The organism is Seonamhaeicola sp. ABD4_175 (genome assembly GCF_056160885.1).
This window is the reverse complement of record NZ_JBSWYC010000001.1, coordinates 659,365-684,206: the sequence shown is the minus strand read 5'-3', so window position 1 is coordinate 684,206 and position 24,842 is coordinate 659,365. Positions and strand designations below refer to the sequence as shown.

The following is a 24,842-nucleotide window of genomic DNA, read 5'->3' as shown; positions in this document are numbered from 1 at the left end:
TAAAATGAAAACATATAAGCTCCTAATTTTATTGCTGTTGCTGCAATCTTGCACAGCACAAGTTGAAAAAATAAATGGTGTTAGTTTTGTAGCGTCTAGAAATGCTGTGAATAAAACTCATGTAAATCCGGTTGTAAAACTAAATGCTAATTATGCGGCTGTAATGCCTTTTGGCTTTGTAAAAAGTTTAAACAGTACAACGTTAACCTATAACGCCAATAGGCAATGGTTTGGTGAAACCGCAAAAGGTGTAAAGCAATATGTTGAAACACTACAAAAACACCATATAAAAATAATGATAAAACCTCAAATTTGGGTTTGGCATGGTGAGTTTACGGGGTTTGTTAAAATGACTTCGAAAGAAAATTGGAAGGCTTTTGAAACATCATATTCAAAATTTATTTTAGAATACGCCGCTTTAGCCGAAGAGGTAAATGCCGATATTTTTTGTATTGGAACAGAATTAGAAACATTTATAAAAAACAGGCCTGACTTTTGGTTTCAGCTTATAAAAAAAATAAAAACGGTTTACAAAGGAAAATTAACCTATGCAGCCAATTGGGATGAGTTTAAACGCACACCGTTTTGGGGCGAGTTAGATTTTATAGGTATTGATGCTTATTTTCCTGTAAGCGATGTTAAAACGCCAACTTTTGAAGATGCTTTGAAAGGTTGGAATAATCATTTGCCAGAAATTATAGCAAAGCAAAAGGCATTTAATAAACCTGTTTTATTTACAGAGTTTGGTTACCGAAGTGTAGATTTTTCAGGTAGAGAACCATGGAAAAGTGAACGAAGCATGCAAGGCGTTAATTTAGAGGCACAAGTAAATACCACAAAAGCACTTTTTGAAACTTTTTGGTATAAAGAGTGGTTTGCAGGTGGTTTTGTTTGGAAATGGTTTGTAAACCATGAGCAAGTTGGCGGAGCGCAAAACCATATGTTTACACCACAAAACAAACCTGCTGAAAAATTAATAAGTACATATTTTAAAAAATTCGAATGAAAAAAATAGTATACACAATTTTAGTGTTGTTTATGGTAAGCTGTTATAGTGATGATAACGCCCCTTTAGTTGCAGATGAAGAAGCCATACTTTCAACATTCATTGCAAACAAAAAAATTATTAAAGATAATGTTATTGCTTGTGCCGCTAGTGATGAGGTTTCCGTAGGATTAATAAATGTATATTTTTATCCTGAAGCTGGTGCTAAAGATTTTAAATTATACCAATCGGATGGTACTGATGGTAACGATTTTTCAAAATACCAATTTGTAAAAGCGGTAGCGCAACCCTTTATTGATGGTACATTGCAACAATTTAAAGTACGCTCTAAAGTAAATTGGTTTGTGGTGGTTTATATGGTTGATGATACTGTTAAAATTTCAACACCTATTCGTTCAAAAGTGTTTTCGCAACCAACAAATTGGAATAATACTGTAACCATAAATCAAGAGCAAATTGGTATGCCGCAGTTTAGTTGGCATGTTATAGATGAAACATTAAACGCTATATTTTTTCAGGTTGTAACTACACAAAATTCTGAATTCCTTTCTGGAACTTACACAAACGAAAATAATTTTCAATATTATAAATTAAATAATGTAGTTTTGAATGTAACTAACGGAACGCCACCAAACTTAGTGTCTAATAACACCTATAATTTTATTGTAATGGATGTGAGTTTAGATAATTGGGTAAACACGGTGAGTAGTTCTTCTTTTGTAGCAAATTAATGAGGTGTTTTCTTGTATTATGCGTATTGTTTTTATGTGCTAAAATTAGCGCACAAGGACATGTTAATAATGTAACAATACAAGGTAATAAAAGGCTTAAAGCAGCTTTTGTTAAAAAGATAAGCACAGTTAAAGCTGGTGGTGTGTTAGATTCTTTACAACTAAATCAAGATGTAGAGTTTTTAAAAAGATTACCTTCAGTGTCACACGCGTATTATCAAGTTTATAAAACTGAAACAGGTAATTATAACGTTGTTTTTAATATTGAAGAAAGCTTCACTTTAATACCTTCACCCAGTATTTATACTACAAATAATGGCGAATTTGCTTTTAGAATTGGTCTTACAGAATTTAATTTATTAGGGCAAAATATTGGTTTAGGCGCTTTTTATCAGCATGATATTTATGATTCTTATGCCATAAATTTTAGAGCACCATTTTTATTTTCAAATAAATTTGGGCTAGCCGTAAATTTACAAGATTTAACAACTTTAGAGCCTGTATTTTTTAATAACAGTTCTGCAGATTATAGGTATAATAATGAATCTGTTGAGGTTTTAGGACTTTATAAAATTAATTTTAAAAACAGGATTGAGCTTGGTGCAACCTATTTTAGTGAAGATTACAATTACGTTGCTGGTGTAACAAGTAATGCGGTACCACAAAGCTTAGAAGTAAATAAATGGTTAGCAAAGTTAATTTATGAATTCAATAATTTAAGCTACCATTACCAATATGTTTCTGGGTTTAGAAGTTTGTTTAACTTTCAGTACGTTACAGCAACCAATAGTGAATTGCCTAATTTTTTTATTACTTGGAACGACTTTTTCTATTTTAAACGCGTAGGAAAAAAAGGCAATTGGGCAAACAGAATGCGTGTTGGCTTATCACAAAATGATAATACACCTTTTGCACCTTTTTCAGTAGATAATAATATAAACATTAGAGGTGTTGGTAACACCATTGATAGAGGTACAGGCGCTATAGTTTTTAATACAGAATATCGGCATACTTTAATTGATAAAAAAAATGTGGCCCTACAAAGTAATATATTTGTAGATAGTGGTACATGGCGTAACCCAGGCGGTACATTAAGTGATTTTACAAACAGTGATAATGTTAAAGTATATTCTGGGTTAGGGCTCAGGTTTATTCATGAAAAAATATTTAATGCGGTTTTTAGAATAGACTATGGTTTTGGGCTCACCCAAAATGCTTCACAGGGGCTTGTGTTTGGTATTGGTCAATATTTTTAATTAAATCTTAACTTTAAAAAAGCATTGTTTTTTATAATTCTGCTATAGTTTTGCAGAAAAGTATTATAAAATGGCGCGCACTATTGCAATAGGAGATATTCACGGAGGTTTACAGGCTTTAATTCAGGTATTAAATAAAATAGAAATAAAAGAAGAGGATACCCTTATTTTTATGGGTGATTATGTTGATGGATGGAGTGAATCTGCACATGTAATTCAGTTGTTAATTGAATTGTCTGAAAAAATAAATTGTATTTTTATAAAAGGAAATCATGATGTTTGGTGTGAAAATTGGCTAAACTCAAAAGGCGTAAATAAAACGTGGTATATGCATGGTGGTAAAGAAACCATTGAAAGTTATACCAGTTTTACACCTCAGCAGAAAAAGGAACATTTAAAGTTTTTAAAAAACATGCCTTTATATTATTTAGATGATGATAACAGGTTGTTTTTGCACGCTGGCTTTACATCACAACACGGTGTTGAAAAAGAACCTCATAAATCTAATTTTTACATAGACAGATCGCTTTGGGAAATGGCTCTAGCAATGGGTGATGATTTGGAAGAATCATCAAAATACTACCCTAAACGCTTACAACATTATAACGAAATTTATATTGGCCACACACCAACAACCAATTTTAATATTGAAAAACCTATGAATGCCGCTAACATCTGGAATGTAGATACAGGAGCAGCTTTTAAAGGGAAATTATCAGCCATGGATATTGATAGTAAAAAGGTATGGCAAAGTGATAATTTACCAAGTTTATACCCAAATGAAACGGGTAGAAATAAGTAAGTGATTCTTCCTGTATAAAGCTTTAATTCATCTATTTTATTAGTACTAATTAATCATGGTAGTTTAAATGTAACGTTGTTTTGTTTACATTTACCAAGTATTGTATAATAAACAATGATAACTATTTTTAAATAGCGAAAACAAATACTATGACCAATAACGATGTTTTAAAGAAATTACGAGTTGCATTACAATTACGAGATGATGATATTATTAAAATTTTATCACTTGTAGATTTTAGAGTTTCTAAAAGCGAGTTAAGCGCTTTCTTTAGGCGAGAAGATCACCCCAAGTATATGGAATGTGGCGATCAAATTTTAAGAAACTTTCTTAATGGCCTAGTAATTCATTTAAGAGGTCCAATGCCTAAAAAAGGTGAAAAACAGAAGCCTAAGTAGAAATAATATTTTCTTATTATTCAATAAATTTAAAAAAAAAATTAGTTAACTACTCAATGCTCTTAAAATTTTTAATAGCTTGGTTTGGCTCAATAACATTATAACCTTCCCAAAATTTAGGGTCGTAATCTGGTAAATAGGTTGGTGTTACATTTGGTTTTTCTTCAAAAGAATTAAAATCAGTATCTAAAATAGTATGGTTTTCAAAAACAACCAATTCTTTTTTAGTGCTGTTAGACATTATAAAATGTATGTCTGTAGATAATTCGTTTTGCTTTCTTCTACCTTTTACATGTTTATTTTTTTCAATAATTTTTAAAGGTCGTTTAATTCCAAAGTTCATGTTGTTAAAAGATTCAGCATATTTAAGTGTGTAAATACCAGTGTTGTTTTTTGTATAAATTAAAGTGCCTTTATGTATTTTTTCTTGATAAGAAATGCCTAATAACCTAAAGTTTTTAAGTGGTTTTACGTTTTGGTAATCTACTCTAATTATGGCAAAATCATCAGTGTTTACGTAAATAATTCCTTTGTAATCTGCACTTCGTTTAGGTTCAAAACTAATTTTGTAAGCAAAAGCATCTCCAATGAAAAGATAGTCTAGTATCTCAAAATTATATTTTTTTTGTTTTTCTAAAAAGTTGAGGTGAGAATCTTCAAAAGTAAAACTTGCTTTTTCTAAGGCAGTAATGGTTTGTTTTCTATGTTTTAAAAAGTGTTTTTTGCGTTCTGCTTCCTTCTTTTTTTGTGCTTCTAAAAAAGCTTCTGTTTTTTCTTTTTCTTTTTTGTTTTCTTCACTGTCAAATAATGAAGAGTCTATCTCTTCTTTAGTGCCAAAAATGCCAGATTTAATTTTAAAATACGAATCGCGTTTAACATGCTTTCTAAAAATGGCATTAAAACGAGCCTCTAAACCATCAAAAGAGACTTCTAAATTTTTATCGTATAAATGCGAAGCTTTAATAATGTCTAATTTTTCAGTGGGTTCACTGTTTGAATTTCTATATAAATCACCTAAAAACTCAACGTGGTCTGAGGCATTTTTGGGCATCAATTCCATAATACTATCCATAAATTTTTGATTAAATTCAGGTATGCTGGTTTCTTTTACTTTTATGCTATTTTTTGTAATATTATTAAAATGCGATTCTCTAAAAAACAACCTGCTTTTAGTGTAGCTTTGCTGGTAGTTTTTGTTTAAATTTTGGTTAGCTTTTTCAATGATTTCTTCGGCTGTGTAGTTTTTATTCGAAACCAAAACTTCATCTAATGCAATAGATTTTGGTGCTAAAATTAAAATGCTATCTGTAAAAGTTTTTGCAGCTATAGCTTTGGTTTTGTAGCCCATGCAACTTATAAAAATAGAGTCTTTATTGTTTAAATCTTTTTTAAAATGAATTTGAAAAACACCATTAGCATTACTAATAACACCTGCATTTTTACTATAGCTTATATTGGCATAAGGTATGGGTTTTTGTGTAGTTGAATCTATAAGTTTAACGCTAATAGATTGTTGTGAAAAGGCGTTTGTTATGGTGATTAAGCACACAATTACTAAAGTTAAATATTTCATGTTTTTTGATTTTGTTATGAAAATAAAACATTACAAAAACACGACTGCCTAATTAACATTTTGTTACATGCTTTTTTGCTATTTTTTAACAGCTACATGCTTTAAATAGTAGTTGTTTAATGTTTCGGCATTAGCACCAAGCCATTTTTTTAAGTGAATGTTTAAAAAATGATATTGCAAGCGCCAAACACCATTTTTATTATAGCGCCTTGGTGATGTTGTTAGCCATTTTTGTATAACAACAAATTGTTTTTGTTGGTAAAGTTTGGCAATAAAATCATTGTCTTCATAAATAACAAAACGCTCATTAAAACCACCAATAGTATTAAAAAGTGTTGTGGTTACAAACAAACTTTGGTCGCCACCACGAGCGCTTTTCCATGAAAATTGTGTTAGCCAACCCGTAAATTTTAGCCACCAATGCTGGCTGTTAAACTTCATTTTAAAACAGCCGGCTTCATTGCCTTTTTCAACTTCACTTATTATGAGTTTATCAAAGTTTTTAGGCGGAAAAGAATCGGCGTGTAAAAAATATAAAATAGATGCTGTTGCATGTTTAGCACCTGTGTTCATTTGTTTGGCGCGCCCTTTTTTTGAAGTAATAAATTTAATGTTGCTTAAAGCTTGTGTTTTAATAACTTTTCTAACAAGATGTTTTGTGTTGTCTGTACTGCCGCCATCAATTATTAAAATGTCTTTTATATTTTCTATTGAAGCATTTTGAAGCAGATGATTTAACAATTTTTCAATAAAAGCTTCTTCGTTTAAAGTAGGTATTATTATTGAAACGTTATTCATTTAAATGCCAGTTATAATCTAAAAAACTTTTTTTGGCATTAGCCGAAATTTGAACTGTTGAGTAAGTGTTTAAAAAATCTATTAACGAACCATTTTGCTTAAAATCTTTAGCAAACCACTGAAATATTTTTGAAATTTGAATAGTGTTTTCTGAAATGTTGTTTTTAGAGGTATCTAATAAAAACGCTTTTGTAGCATTGGTTAACTGTGCTTCTAAATTTTGAGAAGTAAACGCTTTATTTTGCAATTTAGGGCATGAAATTGAAGCACAATTTATAGCAAAATGAATTCTAGGTTCATTCATTTTACGTAAAATTTGATGTTCTATCTCGTCTAAATTGTACCATTTATTTCCAAGTTTCCAATGGCGTTGTTTCCAAGGGTTTTTGATGTCTTTAATACTTTTAATGGGGTGATTACGTAAAATTAAATCAACAGTAAAAGCGTTGTAGGCGTTTATCCAGAAGGCAAGTTTTTCTTCTTTTGTTATTGTTTTAAAGTTTTCATGCTTATATATTAAACTTAAAGTATATAAATATCCATAAAAATCTTTTTGGTCTTCTTTAAATCCTTTGTAATTAACATTTCCATTTTTTGAAACATGCTTTTCTAAAAGCTCATTCCATAGCTGGTGCGCACTATATGTTCTTTTACTTAAAACCTGCTTAAATGTAGTAGCAATAGTATCTTGATTGGTTGGCTTTTTAATATTTTTAGAGACAGTATCTTGCTGTTTAGCAACTTCAATAATGAGGTTGTTAGTATTCTTTCTAGTTATGGCTTGCTTTTTTGTTTTACAAGAAAACATGCAGGCTACACAAAAAAATAACGTGATAATACGAGCCATAATAATGTTTTTAGCAGCAACCACCACCATCATAATGGTAAGTAGATTTGCTTATAAAAATATCATCTCTATTAAGTTTCGCTAAAGCGCCAGCAGTTTTGTCACAAATAGCCAATGGCTGATTTTTTAGTAAAATATGGCCTGCTTTATCATCAAAGAAATCATCTTCGCCAAAATAAATAGCCGCCTTTCCTGTAAATATACATGGGCCATCAGCAGGCATTGGGTCTTTAATAGCTGCCACTTCAATAGATTCAATGTAAATTAATTCATTAGTATCATAATCTTTGGGACTTAATATTCTGTAAGGTTTTCTGGCTCTAATTTCAATAGTGCCAAAACCAGCATCGGTTAACATTTTTACGTAGTCTTTTATTGGCAAACTTCCACTAAGGCAAAGGGCTCTAAGGCGTTCGTCATTTCGTAAATTATCGTTCATGGGTTGCTCACAGGTAGGGTCGCTCATTACTAAGCGTCCGTGTGGTTTTAAAACACGGTACATTTCGGCAATGGCTTTTTTTAAATCATCTTCTTTAAAAATATTAAACAAGCAATTTTGGGCAGCTACATCAATAGTGTTATCTTCAACAGGTAAATTTAGGGCGTCGCCTTTTCGTAAATCTACAAACTCACTTTTAAACCAAGGATTTTGTCTTTCGGCTTCAATGAAATTTTTACGTGAGGCCTCTAACATTTCATCAACCACATCTATACCAATCACGCCGCCTTTTTCTCTGTTGAAATACGAAAATTGTAATAATTCCATACCGCCACCAACGCCAACGTATAACATTTTTGGGTTGTTTGATAAATCTCGGGCGTGTACTGTAGACCCACAACCGTAATTCATTTCTTGCATTATTTTAGGAATTTTTAATCCTGGTAATTCCCAAATAGGATTGGTGGTGCAGCACAAACCAACATCGGGTGTTAATGCGGCCTCTTTATATACGTCTTTTGTGGTTTCTAAGTAACTCATGTTTTCAGTATTCAGTTGCAGGCGTTTTAGTGATTATTACACTCTAAAAAAAAAGCACTGCAAATATTCTCTATAGTGTTTTTATTAATTCTTTAAATAAAGTAATCATATTAGGCTCTGCTTTGGCAGCATTGGCTATAATATCATCAATGTTTACAGGTTCTAAGTTATCTGGGTCGCATTCATCGGTTAAAACTGACACCGCAGCTACCTTTAAATTCAAGTGGTTGGCAACAATAATTTCTGGCACAGTACTCATACCAACGGCATCTGCACCTATAATTTTTAGCATACGGTATTCTGCTCTGGTTTCTAGTTGAGGGCCAACTACCGATGCGTAAACACCCTTGTGTAGTGTAATATTGTGGGTTTTTGCTATGCTTGTAAAAGTATTGTTTAATTTTTTATCATAAGGTGCGCTCATATCAGTAAAACGTTCGCCTAAAAGCGATACGCCTTTAAAGGCTAGTGGCGAGCTACCTTGAAGATTTATATGGTCATCAATCAACATGAGTTCACCTTTTTTGAAATTTAAATTGATAGCTCCGGCAGCATTAGACACTAAAAGGGTTTTAATGCCTAGTTTTTCCATAATTCTAACAGGAAATGTAACATCTTGTAATGTGTAGCCTTCATATAAATGAAAACGCCCTTGCATTACAATTACTTTTTTACCTTCTAAATTACCGTAAATTAATTTGCCTTTATGAAACTCTACTGTTGCTGTTGGAAAATTAGGAATATGATTATAACTAACCTCTTTTAAAATTTCAATATCATTAAGTAACTGCCCTAAACCTGTGCCTAAAATAATACCAACTTCAGGAGATTTAAAGCCCTTTTCTTCAAGATATTCTGCGGTTTCTTCTATATATTTTAACATGATTGTTTTTTAAGTTTTTCTTGTAATGTTACATTTAGTTTGTAAAAGTTTGATGTTTTTAAATCCTCAAACGTATCAATATCGTTTAAAGTTTCTAAAGTACTAAATGTTATATTATTTTCTTGTAATTCTGTAATGGTTTCTTGTAGCAAATTTGGCTCACTCCAAGGTTTGTTTTTAAACACTGATGGCGTCATTTTTGATAAGCCAATTAGGTAGTAACCGCCATCATGAGCAGGCCCAAAAACACAGGTATTGTTTTTTAGTTTTTCCAACGCATTTTTTATGTGGTTTTGGTTAATGTCGGGCAAATCAGAGCCTATTAAAACAATGCGTTTAAAGCCATCGGCAAATGCTTGCTCAAAGGCATTTTGCATGCGTTGCCCTAAATTAAGGCCCTTTTGTACATAGGTTTCGGCATTTGGCCACTTATTATCTTCAATAGTTTCAGAAAAATAAATGCGCTTACTTATGTTTACGTTTTTAATGGCATTTTTTGTTATGTCAACCAATGCATTGTAAATATAAAGAGCGTTTTGGTTGCCTATGGTTTTTGCAAGCCTAGTTTTTACTTTACCAAGTTGGGCGTTTTTCACAAAAACAATAATTAGTTCTTTACTCATAAATTTTAGTGCCTTTTTTTAGCCATTTACTCCATGCTTTTGAAAATGCATGAACGTTTTCAGTTTCTTTTTCTTCGGAATTAAAAACAGGATTCCCGTGGTTTTTCCATTCAAAAATACCGCCATAAAGGTTATAAACGTTAGTATAGCCTATTTTTTGAAGTTTTTCAGCAATGTCTTCAGATCGTATGCCTAGTGAACAATACACAACAATTTTTGATTTTTTGTTAGGAAGTTTTGCCGTGATACTATCTAAATTAAAATTATTATAGCCAGCAAATACGGCGTTTTTTATATGGCTTGTGTTGAATTCATTAGGCTCTCGGGCATCTAAAAGTATTACATTTGCTGTTGGTTTTAAACTATCAACATACATGTAAGGTACGTTTTCTGTATTATGTTGCTTAAGTAATTTGGCAAGCTTTTTTTGTGAAAAACCCAAAGCACATATTAGCGTAAAAAGCAAAAATGTTAGATGTTTCATAAAAATAAAATTAAGCAACTGAGCCTTGGCAGCTACTGCCAGCACCGGCGGTACAACCATAACAATGCTGCGAAATTACAATATTTCTGCCTTCTAAAAGAGCCTCGTTGTATTCTGAAATATGTTTAGCTTTGCTATTTACGGGCAATGCTAGCATTTGATTAAAATCGCAATCAAATAAATAACCATCCCAACTTACAGATAGTGTGTTTGTACACATAACGTTAGAAACGGCTGTTGGGTTGTAGGCATCAACTAACTGATACATGTAATCTTCATAATTTTCAGAAGCAATTAAATAATCTAAAAAACGGCTAATTGGCAGGTTGGTGATTGCAAATAAATTATGAAACTGAATGCCAAAATCTTCAATAAGCGCTTTCTTAAAATCTTTTTCCATAGCGGCTTGGTCTCCTGGTAAAAAGGCTCCTGATGGGTTGTAAACCAAATCTAATTTTAAGCTGCTGTTTGGCATGCCATAGCCAATGGCATTTAAATCTTTTAAGGCTTGAATAGATTTATCAAAAACACCATCACCACGCTGTTTGTCTGTTTTTCCACGGGTCCAGTGTGGCATTGAACTTACTACGTGAACATTATGTTTTTTAAAAAACTCTGGTAAATCGTGGTATTTTTTGTTGGCTCTAATAATTGTTAGGTTGGAGCGAACAATAAAATCTTTAATACCGGCTTTTGCGGCTTCTTCAACAAACCATCGAAAATTAGGATTCATTTCTGGCGCTCCACCAGTTAAATCTAAAGTATGTGCACCAGTGTTTTTTATAACATGTAAACATTGCAACATGGTTTCACGCGTCATTATTTCTTGTCGGTCTGGGCCAGCATCAACATGGCAATGTTCACAAACTTGGTTACACATATAACCAACATTTATTTGCAAAATTTCTAGTTTTTTAGCTTTCAGCGGAAATTGGTTTGTTTCAGCAATTTTATTTTTAAAAGTTGGTAATTCACCGCTTTGAAAAATACCGTTTGAAAGAATTTCTAATTGTTTGTTACTGTTTGCTAATTGGCTTTTACGTTTATGTAGAGATTTTGTAGCCATATTTATTGCTATTTACTATTTTGGGATATACAATTGATGTGTTGAAATGTGTGTTAAAATTTAAATTGGTAAATCTAAATTCGTAATTCAATTTTACATTTCCAGTTTATTAACTTTATTCATCATTTGTACACCATGAACTAAAGTTGCGCCGCTTTTTATAGCAGCTCCAACGTGTATGGCTTCCATCATTTCTTCTTTGGTAACACCGCGTTGTAAACCGTCTTTTGTGTAGGCATCAATACAATAGGGGCATTGCTCGGTATGTGCAACAGCTAAGGCAATAAGGCTTTTTTCTCGGGCTGTTAAGGCGCCTTCTTCAAACACTTTACCGTAATATTCAAAAAATTTGTTACCTAACTCTTCACTCCATTCAGTGATTTTTCCAAATTTTCTTAAGTCGGCAGGATCGTAATATGTTTTTTGCATTTTTTTAATTTTCGTTTAAAAGTATAAAAATGTTTTGGTTCAGTCGATAAATAATGAGCTTCTTACAAAATAGATGATGTTTTATTTACAGAAAAAGCTTTCAGTAATTAAAATTAATCACCAAAAGCTTATAGTGTAGTGGTTTAGTTTTTTTAAAATAAAAAAACCAAACAGAAGCAACTTACAGCACGCATAAAAACAGCTAACTGTTATTAGAAATAGTCAGTAGTTTTTAGTTTAATCTCTTAAAACACTTCTAGAAATAACAATTTTTTGTATTTCAGAAGTACCCTCGTAAATCTGTGTTATTTTAGCATCTCGCATTAATCGCTCAACATGATATTCTTTTACAAAACCATTGCCACCGTGAATTTGTACAGCTTCAACGGTGTGCTTCATGGCAACGTCTGAAGCATTTAATTTGGCCATTGCCGAAGACTTATCGTAATTATTACCTTGATCTTTATCCCAAGCGGCTTTCATAACTAACATTCTTGCGGCTTCAATATCTGTGTGCATATCTGCAAGTTTAAAAGCAATAGCTTGATGGTTGGCAATTTCGGTGCCAAAAGCTTTTCTTTCTTTACTATATTTTAAAGCAAGTTCATAAGCGCCAGAGGCAATGCCAAGAGCTTGAGCAGCAATGCCAATACGACCGCCAGATAAGGTTTTCATGGCAAATTTAAAACCAAAACCATCCTCGCCAATTCTATTTTCTTTAGGTACTTTTACATCGTTAAATTGTAGTGTATGCGTATCGCTTCCACGAATGCCTAATTTGTCTTCCTTAGGGCCAATATGGAAGCCTTCCATACCTTTTTCAACAATAAAAGCATTTATGCCTTTATGGCCTTTTTCTTTATCGGTTTGCGCAATTACCAGATAAATATCAGATCTTCCACCGTTTGTAATCCAGTTTTTTGTTCCATTTAACAAGTAGTGGTCACCTTTGTCAATGGCGGTAGTTTTTTGAGATGTGGCATCACTACCAGCTTCGGGCTCACTAAGGCAAAAAGCCCCAATGCTTTGTCCGCTTGCTAGTTTGGTTAAATATTTTTGTTTTTGTTCTTCGGTTCCGAAAGCCTCTAAGCCATAACAAACTAATGAGTTGTTTACAGAAACCATTACAGATGCCGATGCATCAATTTTTGATAGCTCTTCCATGATTAAAACATACGAAATGGTATCCATACCGCTACCTCCATATTTTGGGTCTACCATAATACCCATAAAGCCTAAATTGGCCATTTTTTTCACTAATTCTTCGGGGAATTCTTGTTTGTTGTCTCTTTCAATAACACCTGGTAATAATTCGGTTTTTGCAAACTCTCTTGCAGCATCTCTAATCATTTGGTGTTCTTCGGAAAGTGTAAAATCCATAACTTATTGAAAAATTTTATTAACGAATATTGACAAATATACTATTTTTGATGTGATATTTTTAAGGATAAATTATATTTTTGTCAATATGATAAAAAACAGCTACAATGTAATAGGGGTAATGTCTGGAACATCGCTTGACGGAATAGACTTAATATACACCACTTTTACGTTTGATAAAAAGTGGCATTTCAATATTTTACAAGCCGAAACCATGCCGTATAATAGTACTTGGAAAATGGTGTTAAAAGATTTGGTTTCTAAAAATATTGAAGAATTAAGGGTGATTGATGAAGATTATACTAGCTATTTAGCATCAGTAATTAGACATTTTATAAATAAACACCAAATAACAAATGTTGACGCGGTTTGTTCACATGGGCACACGGCTTTACATCAGCCAGAAAATAAATTAACATACCAAATAGGAAATTTACCAAAATTAGCTAAAGAAATTGGTTTTAATGTTGTGTGTGATTTTAGAGTACAGGATGTTGAACTTGGCGGACAAGGCGCACCATTAGTGCCTATTGGAGATGCTTTACTATTTTCAAATTACACCTTTTGTTTAAACTTTGGTGGTTTTGCAAATATTTCGACGCAAGTTGATGATAAGCGTGTGGCTTTTGATGTTTGCCCAGTAAATATTGTACTTAATCATTATGTTAAAACTTTGAATTTAGATTTTGATGATAAAGGCCAAATTGCATCAAAAGGAGCAATTAATTACAATTTATTAAACCAGCTTAATGCACTAGAGTTTTACAATTTAAAAGCGCCTAAATCACTAGGTTTAGAGTGGGTAAATACACATGTTATACCTTTAATTGATGCTTCAGAAAAAAATATAAGCACTATTTTAAGAACATTTGTTGAGCACATAGCTATTCAAGTTTCAAAAGTCATTAAAAATAGTAGTGATAGTTGTGTTTTGCTAACTGGTGGTGGTGCTTATAATAGCTTTTTGTTGTCTAGAATTCAGGAATTTACAAAGGCAGAAGTTATCGTGCCCTCAAAAGAAATCATTGAATTTAAAGAAGCCTTGATTTTTGGGCTTTTAGGTGTTTTAAAATTACAAGACCAAAACAACTGCTTAAAAAGCGTAACTGGTGCTAAAAAAGACCATAGTTCGGGCAAAATATACCTTTCTTAAAAATAACCCAAAATTAATATTTAAGCAGCTAAGTTTTTTATATTTGTTACTTTAATAATTTAAAGAAACATTTTAAGATGACTCAACTTTAGCTGCACTAAATTATACTTCAAAAAAAATTTAAAAAACTTAAGTTGAATTCTCACACAAAAAAAATGAAAGAATTATTAAAAATATACGAAAACAAAAAACCAGAAATAGTTTTTAATTGGAAAGATGCCGAAACCGACGCCGAAGGCTGGGTGGTAATTAACTCACTTAGAGGTGGTGCAGCAGGTGGTGGAACACGGATGAGACAAGGGTTAGATATGAATGAAGTGTTATCATTGGCCAAAACAATGGAAATTAAATTTACAGTTTCCGGTCCTGCAATTGGTGGCGCTAAATCTGGTATAAATTTCAATCCTAAAGACCCAAGAAAAAAAGACGTTTTAGAACGCTGGTATGCTGCCGTATCACCTTTGCTAAAAAGTTATTATGGTACTGGTGGCGATTTAAATGTTGATGAAATACACGAGGTAATCCCAATTACAGAAGAAAGTGGTGTTTGGCATCCGCAAGAGGGTGTGTTTACAGGGCACTTTAAACCAACCGAAGCCGATAAAATTAATAGAATAGGCCAATTAAGGCATGGTGTTATAAAGGTTTTAGAAAACCCAATTTACTCACCAGATGTTGCAAAAAAATATACAGTTGCAGATATGATTACTGGCTTTGGTGTTGCCGAAGCCGTTAAGCATTATTACAGTATTTATGGTGGCAATGTAGAAGGAAAACGTGCTGTTGTACAAGGTTTTGGTAACGTAGGTGCAGCTGCCGCATTTTATTTGTCGCAAATGGGTGCTAAAATAGTAGGTATTATTGATATTGTTGGCGGTGTTATAAATGAAGAAGGGTTTACATTTGAAGAAATAAGCAGCTTTTTTCTTTCGAAAAAAGGAAATACAATTGAAGTTGATAATTTAATACCTTTTAAAGAAGCTAATGAGCGTATTTGGTCTATTAATACCGAAATATTTGCACCTTGTGCAGCTTCAAGATTAATAACAAAAAATCAAATAGATGAAATGATTGATAGTGGTTTAGAAGTCATTTCATGTGGTGCTAATGTGCCTTTTGCAGATAAAGAAATATTTTTTGGCCCTATCATGGAGCATACCGATTCTCGTGTTAGTTTAATACCAGATTTTATTTCAAACTGTGGAATGGCACGTGTGTTTGCATATTTTATGGAGCGTAAAGTGCAAATGACAGACAACGCAATTTTTAACGATACATCAAACATTATAAAACAAGCAATAGAAAAAGTGCATAGCAAAAACGCAAAAAAAACAGGTGTTAGTGCTACGGCTTTTGAAATTGCTTTAAACCAATTAATTTAAAATAAAACATTTATGTTAAAGTATTTTTTAGGCAATAGCCCCAAGTGGTTTAAACTAACCATGATTAGTTTTTTAATATTTAATATTATTTCATATTACACTTTAGGCAAAACAGTAACGTCATGGGTTTTTATAGGCGAGTTTATTTTTACACTTGCCATGGCATTAAAATGTTATCCGTTACAATCTGGCGGTTTATTGGCTATAGAGGCTTTGGTATTAGGCTTAACTACACCTCATAACGCGTATCATGAAGTAGATCAAAATCTTGAGGTGGTGCTATTATTAGTGTTTATGGTAGCTGGTATTTATTTTATGAAACCACTACTAATGTATATTTTTAGTAAGGTGTTTACTAAAATTAAATCTAAAATGATACTGTCATTACTGTTTGTGTTTTTAGCAGCTGTATTATCAGCTTTTTTAGATGCCTTAACTGTAACTGCTGTATTAATTAGTGTTGCTGTAGGTTTTTATGGCGTTTATCATAAAATACATTCAAGTGAATCAACAGATTATGATGATTCTGGCGTTGTAGATAGAAAAGAACTAAGTGGAGAAACATTAGAAAAATTCCGTAGTTTTTTACGCAGTTTAATTATGCACGGTGTTGTAGGTACTGCTTTAGGAGGTGTTTGTACGTTAGTAGGAGAACCACAAAACTTATTAATTGGAGAACGTTTAGGATGGGATTTTATTCAATTCTTTTTGCAAATGGCACCAATAACAATACCTGTGTTATTTGCTGGCTTAATAACCACAGTAATTTTAGAACTCACAGGCTGGTTTGGTTTTGGTGAAAAACTACCACCCGTAGTAGCAAATATTATTGAAAACTATACAGTTGAACAAGATGCACAACGTTCAGATAAAGAAAAATATGGTTTAATTGTACAAGCAGTTTCAGCAATATTATTAATAGCAGGTTTAGCATTACATATTGCGCCAGTAGGTTTTATTGGTTTAGCTTTAATTATTGTACAAACAGCCTTTATGGGTATTATTGATGAGCATAGCTTAGGGCATGCTTTTGAAGAAGCGCTTCCATTTACAGGTTTATTGGTGGTGTTTTTTGTAATTGTGGCTATGATTCATGATCAGCATTTATTTAGTCCTATAATTCATTGGGCTTTAGAGCAAGACCCAGCATCACAACCAGGGTTGTTTTATATAGCAAATGGTTTTTTATCTGCTATAAGTGATAACGTTTTTGTGGCAACTGTATATATTGGTGAGGTGCAAGCAGCCTTTGAAAGTGGAGCTATTGATAGAGAACATTTTGAAAAATTAGCTATTGCTATTAACACAGGTACAAATTTACCAAGTGTGGCAACACCCAATGGACAAGCAGCATTTTTATTCCTTTTAACATCGTCATTAGCGCCGTTAATTAATTTATCTTACGGAAAAATGGTTAAAATGGCATTACCTTATACAATTGTATTGGGTGGTTTAGGCTATTTAATGGTAAAATTTGTGTTAGTATAATTTTATTGTAATACTTTCGTTACTTTAGTTAAGTGAAAAATATTTTTTATGATGTTACAAACCCCACAAGAAACACCTGAATTAGTTGATGGTGAATCTGTTGAAAAAACACTCTCTATTATTGAATTAATAAGTAGTGGTGGTGCAGCAGGACAAATAATTATAGCCATACTTTTTGTATTGCTAATAGTTGCAACCTACATTTATTTTGAAAGATTGTTTGCCATAAAAGCAGCCTCAAAAATTGATGCCAATTTTATGAATCAAATTAAAGACCATGTTAGTAATGGTAAAATAGATTCGGCACAAATGTTATGTGCACAAGCAAACTCTCCAGTTTCAAGATTAATTGCTAAAGGAATCACTAGAATTGGTAAGCCTTTGGCAGATATAAACACGGCTATTGAAAATGCAGGAAGATTAGAAATTTATAACTTAGAAAAAAACGTTAGTGTGTTAGCAACCATATCTGGTGCAGCACCAATGATTGGGTTTCTTGGTACAGTAATTGGTATGATTTTATCAATTTTTGAAATAGCAAACTCTGGAGGTCAAATAGATATTAAATTATTAGCCGATGGTTTGTATACGGCTATGACAACCACTGTTGCTGGTTTAATTGTTGGTATTGTTGGTTATATAGCTTACAACCATTTAGTAGTTAAAACCGATAAAGTTGTTTACCAAATGGAGGCTAATTCATTAGAGTTTTTAGATCACCTAAACGAGCCAACTTAATATGAATTTTAGAGGAAGAAATAGAGTAACACCAGAATTCAATATGTCTTCAATGACAGATATTGTGTTCTTACTTCTAATATTTTTCATGTTAGCTTCAACATTAGTTACCACAAACGCTATAGATATTTTATTGCCAAAAGCAAGTGGTAAAACCGAAAACAAAAAGTCTGTAGCAGTAAGTATAAAAAAAGACTTAACCTACTACATAGACCAAAAACGTGTAGGCGAAAGTGTTTTAGAGAATGAATTACTATCGGCACTTTCAAAAGTTGATAAGCCAACCATTGTTTTAAGAGCCGAAAAATCAGTACCAGTTGAAAACGTGGTTAAAGTTATGGATATAGCTAATCGCAATAAATTTAAAGTAATATTAGCCGTTAGGCCTAATTAATATTTAAATGAAATACTTTAAAACAAAGCATGAAAAAGATTCAGCAAAAATTACAGCATTAATTGCTATAATTGTGCTATTGCTTTTGTTTGTGGTAGGTCCGCCATATCAAGACCCGCCAGAAGAGTATGGTGTTGCTGTTAACTTTGGAACAACAAATTTTGGAAAAGGCAATGTACAACCCAAAGCGCCTGTTAAATCAGAGCCCAATGAAGTAAATAAGCCTCCGCAACCTGATGTTTCTCAACCACAACCAGCAAAAGCTTCCGAAGTAAAAGAAGAAGTTATTACCCAAGAGAATGCTGAATCTATAGCTATTAAAAAGCAAAAAGCAGCTGAAGCTAAGGCAAAAGCCATTGCAGAGGCAAAAGCAAAAGCTGAAGCTGAACGTATAGCCAAAGAAAAAAGAGAGCAAGAGGAAAAAAAGAAAAAGTTAGATGCCTTAATTGGTGGTGTAAGCAAATCTAAAGGTACAGAAACTGGTAGTGAAGGAAATGATGATAAAGCCGGCGATAAAGGCCAGTTAGATGGTAACCCGTACGCACCAAGTTATTTTGGTGGGTCAGGACCCGGTAAAGGTGGTGTTGGTTATGGTTTAGGTGGTAGAGGTAGGCCAACAAAGTCTATTTATAAACAAGAATGCAATGAGTTTGGCCTTGTAGTAGTAAAAATAATTGTAAATCGTAATGGTAACGTTATTGAAGCCGTTCCGGGTGTAAAAGGCACTACAAATACAGCAAAATGTTTGCTAGATCCAGCAAAAAAAATAGCATTATCACATAAATGGCCAGCCGATTCAAAAGCGCCAGCAAAACAAATAGGTTTTGTTAGTATCAATTTTGATGTAGGTAATTAATTTATGACGTATCAAGAAACGCTTAATTGGATGTTTGCGCAACTTCCAATGTACCAAAAACAAGGAGATTCGGCTTATAAAGCAGATTTAAGTAACACACATCTACTGGTAAATCATTTAAAACATCCGCATAAAAAAATTAAAACTATTCATGTAGCCGGTACTAATGGTAAAGGTTCTACAAGCCATATGTTGGCATCAGTTTTACAAGAGGCGGGTTATAAAGTGGGCTTGTACACATCGCCTCATTTAAAAGATTTTAGAGAGCGTATTAAAATAAACGGCAAAGTAGTTAGTAAACAATTTGTAATTGGTTTTATAAAACGAAATAAGGCTTTTTTTGAAGCTAATAAATTGTCGTTTTTTGAAATGACAGTTGGTATGGCTTTTGAATTTTTTGCAAAACAAAAAGTTGATATTGCTGTTATTGAAGTTGGTTTGGGCGGCAGGCTAGATTCTACAAACGTTATAACTCCCGAAGTATCAGTAATTACAAATATAGGTTTAGATCATACAAAGTTTTTAGGCAATACTTTAGAAGCCATAGCAGCACAAAAAGGCGGTATAATAAAACCTAATATTCCGGTTATTATTGGTGAAACTCAAAAAGAAACAGTTCCAGTTTTCAAAGCTTTAGCAAAGAATAATAATGCAAAAATTACTTTTGCTGATGCTGTTATTAAAACAGATTTGGTTAGCGACTTAAAAGGTGTTTATCAATCAAAAAACATTAAAACAGCATTACAAGCTATTATTGAGTTAAAAGTGCGTGGTTTTAAAATATCTAATAAACATATAAAAGATGGTTTGTTAAGTGTTGTGAAAAACACAGGGCTTTTAGGAAGGTGGCAGGTTATAAACCAAACACCAAAGGTTGTATGTGATACGGGGCATAATAAAGAAGGTTTGCAACTTGTAATGCAACAGTTAAAAAATGAATTGTTTGATAACTTGCATATTGTTTTTGGAGTAGTTAATGATAAAGATTTATCATCAATAGTAACATTGTTGCCTAAAAAAGCAACTTATTATTTTTGTAAGCCAGAAATTTCTAGGGGCTTACCAGCAAAAGATTTGCAAAGCGTTTTTAAAGAGCATAATTTATTGGGTGAATCCTATGGTTCTGTAAATGAAGCTTATAAAATGGCGTTGTCTCAAGCTAAATCTTCAGATTTTATTTTTATTGGAGGCAGTACTTTTGTTGTAGCAGAAATAATTTAAAATTTCTTTAAAAAAGTTTTTGCAGAACGAAAAACTAGGTTATATTTGCATCCGCAATCAGGAACAATGATTGTTAAAACATAAGGGCGCGTAGCTCAGTTGGTTCAGAGCACTTGGTTTACACCCAAGGGGTCAGGGGTTCGAATCCCTTCGCGCCCACAAAGGCTTCCATTTCTGGAAGCCTTTTTTTATTCTCATAATTTTGCGAAATAATAAACAACTTGTTAAAATTATCTTTTTTTCTTAAATTTAGGAAAGCTATTATTTCAAAATGATTATAAAGGATGTAAAACATACCTACAAAGATATTTTCTCTTCTTATGATAATCCGTCGTTAGAAAAACATATAAATAAAATTATTGAACTTGATGAATATTGGCCATACAGTTCTACGTTTTTTTGTTTGACTAATACGCAAGACCTGTCCTTTGGTTATATAAGTAAAAATATGAAAGCTTGTTTAGGTTTTGATAAAGAGGAGTTTTACAAAGGCGGAATGAAATATTTTTGGAGCCGAATTCATCCAGATGATTTAGAACCTTGGCTAGCAGCATTAAACGATTTAATGTTTTTTACATTAGATTCTATTGATGAATCTGATAGAAAAAAAATGAATTACACCTGGAACTATAGGTTGAAAAAAAGTAATAACCAGTATGTAAATGTAATTCAAAATACAACGCCTTTAGAGCTAGATTCTCATTTAAAACCTATTATAGGTTTGGCGCATTATACGGTTTTAGAGACTTCTTCTATTAAAATGGATATAACAGCTACGGCAAAGTTATTAAACAGCAATAATGAGTATGAGACTAAATATTTTAATAACTTTTCTCAAAAATTGTTAACTGACAGTATTAGTAACAGAGAACGTGATGTTATACGTTTGTTGGTTTTAAGTAAAACTAGTAAAGAAATTTCAGCTAAATTAAATATTAGCTCTCATACAGTTGATACACACCGAAGAAACATATTAAAAAAATTAAAACTATCCTCAACAGGTGAGTTAATTGCACTAGTTAAGTCTAATAAAATTATAATTTAACTAAAATATACTCAAATTGAGTATTGCTATATTTAGTTAGTTTTTACAATTTTACATTGCTATTAATTAGTTTCTTAGGGAGAAGAAAAGAAAAGTGTTGTAATAATTATTGTTTTAATTAGAAGCAACACTTTTTGTTTATATTAAATTTAAAGTACGCTCTAATGCCATGCCTCGAGAACCTTTTATTAAAAGTGTTGTGTTTAGTTTATTATTAATTGAAAATTTGCTTTCAAAATCTTGAAAAGTTTTAAAGAATGATGCTTTAGGGTTTTCAATTTCTGTTTTAAAGAAATTTTCACCAACAAATATAACGGTGTCTATTGGTAAAGAAATGGCTAATTTAGCAATGTTTTGGTGCTCTTTTTTAGCTTCAGTGCCTAATTCAAACATGTCTCCTAAAACAGCTATTTTATAACTATCTTGCTTTTCAAAATTTTCTAAAGCAGCCTGCATGCTTGTAGGGTTGGCATTGTAAGCATCTAAAATTATTTTAATATTTTCTTTATGTATAATTTGCGAGCGATTATTAGTAGGGTAGTAGCTTTCTATAGCATTTTTTATAGCACTTTCATCTACTTTAAAATAGCTGCCAATAGCTATTGCAGCTGCAATATTATTGTAATTATAAGTACCAATTAAATTACTTTGTATGGTTGTGTTATTGTGTTTAACTTTTACATAAGGTTGGGCATCAATAAATGTAGTATTTACATTTGATGTTATGCTACCAAAGGTAAATATGTTAGCATTACGCGTTTTTTGTATTTGAATAGGGTCTTCAGTATTTACAAAAATAATTTTCTTATTAGCAATGAGGTAATCATACATTTCGCTTTTGCCTTTTATAACGCCTTCAACACCGCCAAAACCTTCTAAATGTGCTTTTCCAAAATTTGTTATGTAACCATAGTCTGGTTTTGCAATTTCACATAAAAAGGCTATTTCTTTTTGGTGGTTTGCACCCATTTCAACAATGCCAATTTCAGTGGTTTTGTTCATTGAAAGCAATGTAAGTGGTACACCAATATGATTGTTTAGGTTGCCCACGGTTGCTATTGTTTTGTGTTTTTGAGATAGTACGGCGTTTATTAATTCTTTAGTGGTTGTTTTGCCGTTGCTACCCGTAAGGGCAATAATAGGTGCGTTTAAATATGACCTGTGAAATGATGCTAGTTTTTGCAGGCTTTCAAGTACATTGTCAACCAGAAATATGTTAGGTTTTGTAGCGTACTCAACCTCGTCAACAATGGCATATTTTGTGCCTTTTTCTATGGCTTGTTCAGCATATTTGTTGCCGTTAAAATTGTCGCCTTTAAGGGCGAAAAAAAGGGAATTACTTTCAATGTTTCTACTGTCAGTATTTACTTTTGAGCATTCTAAAAAAAGGGCGTGAAGCTGTTTTGTATCCAATGGCTTGTTAAGTTTTAATAAAATAAAAGTATTAAAAAAAGTCCTAACTTTTGGTTAGGACTTTTCAATTTATGTTTTAAAAAACTATTATTTAGTTTTTACTTTTAGATTTACTTTTAGATTTAGAACCTACACGAGACATAGCACATCTAAAACCAATATAATCTGTAGCCATATCTTCCGGGAAATAACGTCTTTGAGCAGGGTCTAACCAATATTCTCTGTCTTTCCATGAGCCACCTTTGTAAACTCTAACATTATCATTAATTAAAGAAGTTCTGTTGTTGTCTTTGTCATATTCTCTAATAATGTTTCCATCTTCATCTCTGGTTACAGAGTGTTTAGGTGAGTTGTACATTAACCTAGTTTCAGCTTTGGTGTCTTCGCCTTCTTCATCTTCATCATTAAAGCTTTCAAAATATCTAGAAGATCGTTTATCACCATCTCTAAAGTTTATTTCGTTACTTCTGTCAAAGTTTGTACGTAGGTATGTTTCGTTTTCATCAATAGGAACTTGTACAATTTCACCAGGTAAGTTTCTTGCTATAACTTTTCCGTTAGGTAACGTGTCGTATTTAATGTCATCAACAGTTACAACTTTTACACTACCATCATCATTTATAGCGTTTTTGGTATAAACGTTTCCACGGTAATAGTTAAAATCGTTAAAATCATCATCAACAATAGGTCTATAAACATCAGCAACCCATTCTGCAACGTTACCTGCCATGTCATATAAACCAAAATCATTTGGAGCGTATGATTTTACAGCGTTTGTAATATCGGCACCATCGTCAGACCATCCTGCAATTCCGCCATAATCACCTTTACCTTGTTTAAAGTTGGCTAATTGATCACCACGGTATTTTCTACTTCCGTTACGTGTATATTGGCCATCCCATGGGTATTTTTTTCTACCACGGTATAAGTTGTAATTTCTTAATTCACTTAAACCTAAAGCGGCGTATTCCCACTCGGTTTCAGTTGGTAGCCTATATTTAGGAGAAATAATACCGGTTTCTCTGGTTGCGTAAATATTGGTTTCGTTACCATCGGCATCGGTTTGGGCGTTTCTTTTGTTTCTGCCGTCTCCGTTTATAATTTCTTCGTTACCACCGTAAGTTTGAGTTGGTGCGTTTATGTATGTGTCTGTGTTAAAAGTAGTTTCGGCGTCAACATCTGTTATTTTAGCATCACGTTTTAAATAACCAGCTCTTTCCAGGTAGTATTCGTTAACACGGTCTGACCTCCAATTAGCAAATTCAACAGCTTGAATCCAGCTAACACCAACAACAGGATACTCTCCATAACCTGGGTGGCGTAAATAATTTTCTGTCATTACTTCATTGTAACCTAAACGGTTTCTCCAAACAAGTGTGTCTGGTAAAGCGCCGTTGTAAATGGCTCTAAAATTATCTTCAGATGGTGGATAAACTCTTTTAATCCAATCTAAATATTCCATATACATGGCATTGGTAACCTCGGTTTCATCCATATAGAATGATTGCACGTGTTGTTGTGTTGGGCTATTGTTCCAATCATGCATTACATCGTCTTGTACGCGGCCTTTTGTAAAAGTACCACCTTCAATAAACACTAAACCTGGGGCAGTTTCTTGTTCTTTAAAGTCTGTGTTGTACTGAAAGCCTCCTTCTCTGGAGTTAATTTGCCATCCGGTAGCTCTAGAAGTGTTTTTAGAACTAGAAGATTTTTTACAACTAGTTGTAACCGTTACAAGGGCTATAACTAATAAAATCTTGAATGCTACTACTTTTTTCATATACATAAGTTTAAGTAAGCTAATTATATTTTTGGTGCTGCAATATAAGAATTTAACCTAATAACGCAAGCTATTTTTTGCATTTTGTCCAAAAAATTGTGTATTTCACCCTTTTTT

25 protein-coding genes and 1 tRNA gene are annotated in these 24,842 nt (G+C 32.6%); 14 read left to right on the top strand and 12 right to left on the bottom strand.

Annotated features, from left to right (window positions below; genetic code table 11):
- The first annotated feature begins 4 nt into the window (after positions 1-4).
- From ACXAG4_RS02805 to ACXAG4_RS02785, 5 genes are all read left to right on the top strand, one after another.
- On the top strand, positions 5-1,006 hold the full coding sequence (locus ACXAG4_RS02805; protein ID WP_475294551.1) for a glycoside hydrolase family 113: 1,002 nt from the start codon (positions 5-7) through the stop codon (positions 1,004-1,006).
- Entirely contained in the window at positions 1,003-1,737 is a 735-nt protein-coding gene (locus ACXAG4_RS02800) for a hypothetical protein (protein ID WP_475294550.1), read from the top strand. Before ACXAG4_RS02805 ends, ACXAG4_RS02800 begins: the two co-directional genes overlap by 4 nt.
- Positions 1,737-2,993: a POTRA domain-containing protein gene (locus ACXAG4_RS02795; RefSeq protein WP_475294549.1), complete on the top strand. Its 1,257-nt coding sequence runs from the start codon at positions 1,737-1,739 to the stop codon at positions 2,991-2,993. The genes ACXAG4_RS02800 and ACXAG4_RS02795 overlap by 1 nt, the downstream gene beginning before the upstream one ends.
- A gap of 70 nt (positions 2,994-3,063) precedes the next feature.
- Positions 3,064-3,795 carry a metallophosphoesterase family protein gene (locus ACXAG4_RS02790; protein WP_475294548.1) on the top strand — a complete coding sequence of 244 codons (732 nt, stop codon included), beginning with the start codon at positions 3,064-3,066 and terminating at the stop codon, positions 3,793-3,795.
- Between the two features lie 149 nt (positions 3,796-3,944).
- Entirely contained in the window at positions 3,945-4,193 is a 249-nt protein-coding gene (locus ACXAG4_RS02785; RefSeq protein ID WP_475294547.1) for a DUF1456 family protein, read from the top strand.
- 49 nt (positions 4,194-4,242) lie between these two features.
- Here the strand turns inward: ACXAG4_RS02785 and ACXAG4_RS02780 are convergent, their stop codons facing one another.
- The 10 genes from ACXAG4_RS02780 to ACXAG4_RS02735 all read right to left on the bottom strand — a co-directional run bounded on the left by ACXAG4_RS02780 (position 4,243) and on the right by ACXAG4_RS02735 (position 13,255).
- The gene (locus tag ACXAG4_RS02780) at positions 4,243-5,766 is read right to left on the bottom strand and encodes a carboxypeptidase-like regulatory domain-containing protein (RefSeq protein ID WP_475294546.1); all 1,524 of its coding nucleotides are present in this window, start codon (positions 5,764-5,766) and stop codon (positions 4,243-4,245) included.
- Positions 5,767-5,844: 78 nt separating this feature from the next.
- Complete coding sequence (locus ACXAG4_RS02775) at positions 5,845-6,564, bottom strand: TIGR04283 family arsenosugar biosynthesis glycosyltransferase (RefSeq protein ID WP_475294545.1); 720 nt, start codon at positions 6,562-6,564, stop codon at positions 5,845-5,847.
- Positions 6,557-7,411: a DUF547 domain-containing protein gene (locus ACXAG4_RS02770; RefSeq protein ID WP_475294544.1), complete on the bottom strand. Its 855-nt coding sequence runs from the start codon at positions 7,409-7,411 to the stop codon at positions 6,557-6,559. Before ACXAG4_RS02770 ends, ACXAG4_RS02775 begins: the two co-directional genes overlap by 8 nt.
- Before the next feature lie 10 nt (positions 7,412-7,421).
- Complete coding sequence (gene arsM, locus ACXAG4_RS02765; RefSeq protein ID WP_475294543.1) at positions 7,422-8,390, bottom strand: arsenosugar biosynthesis arsenite methyltransferase ArsM; 969 nt, start codon at positions 8,388-8,390, stop codon at positions 7,422-7,424.
- A 70-nt stretch (positions 8,391-8,460) separates the two neighbouring features.
- Complete coding sequence (locus tag ACXAG4_RS02760) at positions 8,461-9,273, bottom strand: purine-nucleoside phosphorylase (protein WP_475294542.1); 813 nt, start codon at positions 9,271-9,273, stop codon at positions 8,461-8,463.
- On the bottom strand, positions 9,267-9,896 hold the full coding sequence (locus ACXAG4_RS02755) for a TIGR04282 family arsenosugar biosynthesis glycosyltransferase (protein WP_475294541.1): 630 nt from the start codon (positions 9,894-9,896) through the stop codon (positions 9,267-9,269). Before ACXAG4_RS02755 ends, ACXAG4_RS02760 begins: the two co-directional genes overlap by 7 nt.
- Positions 9,889-10,380 carry a rhodanese-like domain-containing protein gene (locus ACXAG4_RS02750; RefSeq protein ID WP_475294540.1) on the bottom strand — a complete coding sequence of 164 codons (492 nt, stop codon included), beginning with the start codon at positions 10,378-10,380 and terminating at the stop codon, positions 9,889-9,891. Before ACXAG4_RS02750 ends, ACXAG4_RS02755 begins: the two co-directional genes overlap by 8 nt.
- Before the next feature lie 10 nt (positions 10,381-10,390).
- Entirely contained in the window at positions 10,391-11,446 is a 1,056-nt protein-coding gene (gene arsS, locus ACXAG4_RS02745; RefSeq protein WP_475294539.1) for an arsenosugar biosynthesis radical SAM (seleno)protein ArsS, read from the bottom strand.
- A 93-nt stretch (positions 11,447-11,539) separates the two neighbouring features.
- Complete coding sequence (locus tag ACXAG4_RS02740) at positions 11,540-11,875, bottom strand: arsenosugar biosynthesis-associated peroxidase-like protein (protein WP_475294538.1); 336 nt, start codon at positions 11,873-11,875, stop codon at positions 11,540-11,542.
- 237 nt (positions 11,876-12,112) lie between these two features.
- Entirely contained in the window at positions 12,113-13,255 is a 1,143-nt protein-coding gene (locus tag ACXAG4_RS02735; protein ID WP_475294537.1) for an acyl-CoA dehydrogenase, read from the bottom strand.
- A gap of 88 nt (positions 13,256-13,343) precedes the next feature.
- Here ACXAG4_RS02735 and ACXAG4_RS02730 point away from each other — a divergent pair, with 88 nt between their 5' ends.
- From ACXAG4_RS02730 to ACXAG4_RS02690, 9 genes are all read left to right on the top strand, one after another.
- A complete protein-coding gene (locus ACXAG4_RS02730; RefSeq protein ID WP_475294536.1) occupies positions 13,344-14,408 on the top strand; it encodes an anhydro-N-acetylmuramic acid kinase in 1,065 nt (354 codons plus the stop codon).
- A gap of 155 nt (positions 14,409-14,563) precedes the next feature.
- Positions 14,564-15,790, top strand: a complete 1,227-nt coding sequence (locus ACXAG4_RS02725) for a Glu/Leu/Phe/Val dehydrogenase dimerization domain-containing protein (protein ID WP_475294535.1) — start codon at positions 14,564-14,566, stop codon at positions 15,788-15,790.
- A gap of 12 nt (positions 15,791-15,802) precedes the next feature.
- Positions 15,803-17,278, top strand: a complete 1,476-nt coding sequence (nhaB, locus tag ACXAG4_RS02720) for a sodium/proton antiporter NhaB (protein WP_475294534.1) — start codon at positions 15,803-15,805, stop codon at positions 17,276-17,278.
- A 51-nt stretch (positions 17,279-17,329) separates the two neighbouring features.
- Complete coding sequence (locus tag ACXAG4_RS02715; RefSeq protein WP_475295236.1) at positions 17,330-18,016, top strand: MotA/TolQ/ExbB proton channel family protein; 687 nt, start codon at positions 17,330-17,332, stop codon at positions 18,014-18,016.
- Between the two features lies 1 nt (position 18,017).
- Complete coding sequence (locus tag ACXAG4_RS02710; RefSeq protein ID WP_147137684.1) at positions 18,018-18,410, top strand: ExbD/TolR family protein; 393 nt, start codon at positions 18,018-18,020, stop codon at positions 18,408-18,410.
- A 7-nt stretch (positions 18,411-18,417) separates the two neighbouring features.
- The gene (locus ACXAG4_RS02705) at positions 18,418-19,266 is read left to right on the top strand and encodes an energy transducer TonB (protein ID WP_475294533.1); all 849 of its coding nucleotides are present in this window, start codon (positions 18,418-18,420) and stop codon (positions 19,264-19,266) included.
- Between the two features lie 3 nt (positions 19,267-19,269).
- Entirely contained in the window at positions 19,270-20,487 is a 1,218-nt protein-coding gene (locus ACXAG4_RS02700) for a bifunctional folylpolyglutamate synthase/dihydrofolate synthase (protein ID WP_475294532.1), read from the top strand.
- 84 nt (positions 20,488-20,571) lie between these two features.
- Positions 20,572-20,646 (top strand) — tRNA-Val (locus tag ACXAG4_RS02695).
- A gap of 112 nt (positions 20,647-20,758) precedes the next feature.
- Positions 20,759-21,532 carry a LuxR C-terminal-related transcriptional regulator gene (locus ACXAG4_RS02690; RefSeq protein WP_475294531.1) on the top strand — a complete coding sequence of 258 codons (774 nt, stop codon included), beginning with the start codon at positions 20,759-20,761 and terminating at the stop codon, positions 21,530-21,532.
- Between the two features lie 138 nt (positions 21,533-21,670).
- Here the strand turns inward: ACXAG4_RS02690 and ACXAG4_RS02685 are convergent, their stop codons facing one another.
- Both ACXAG4_RS02685 and gldJ read right to left on the bottom strand, forming a co-directional pair.
- Positions 21,671-22,945, bottom strand: coding sequence for a UDP-N-acetylmuramoyl-tripeptide--D-alanyl-D-alanine ligase (locus ACXAG4_RS02685; protein ID WP_475294530.1), 1,275 nt, complete (start codon positions 22,943-22,945; stop codon positions 21,671-21,673).
- A 91-nt stretch (positions 22,946-23,036) separates the two neighbouring features.
- Positions 23,037-24,731 carry a gliding motility lipoprotein GldJ gene (gene gldJ, locus ACXAG4_RS02680; protein ID WP_475294529.1) on the bottom strand — a complete coding sequence of 565 codons (1,695 nt, stop codon included), beginning with the start codon at positions 24,729-24,731 and terminating at the stop codon, positions 23,037-23,039.
- Positions 24,732-24,842: the final 111 nt, after the last annotated feature.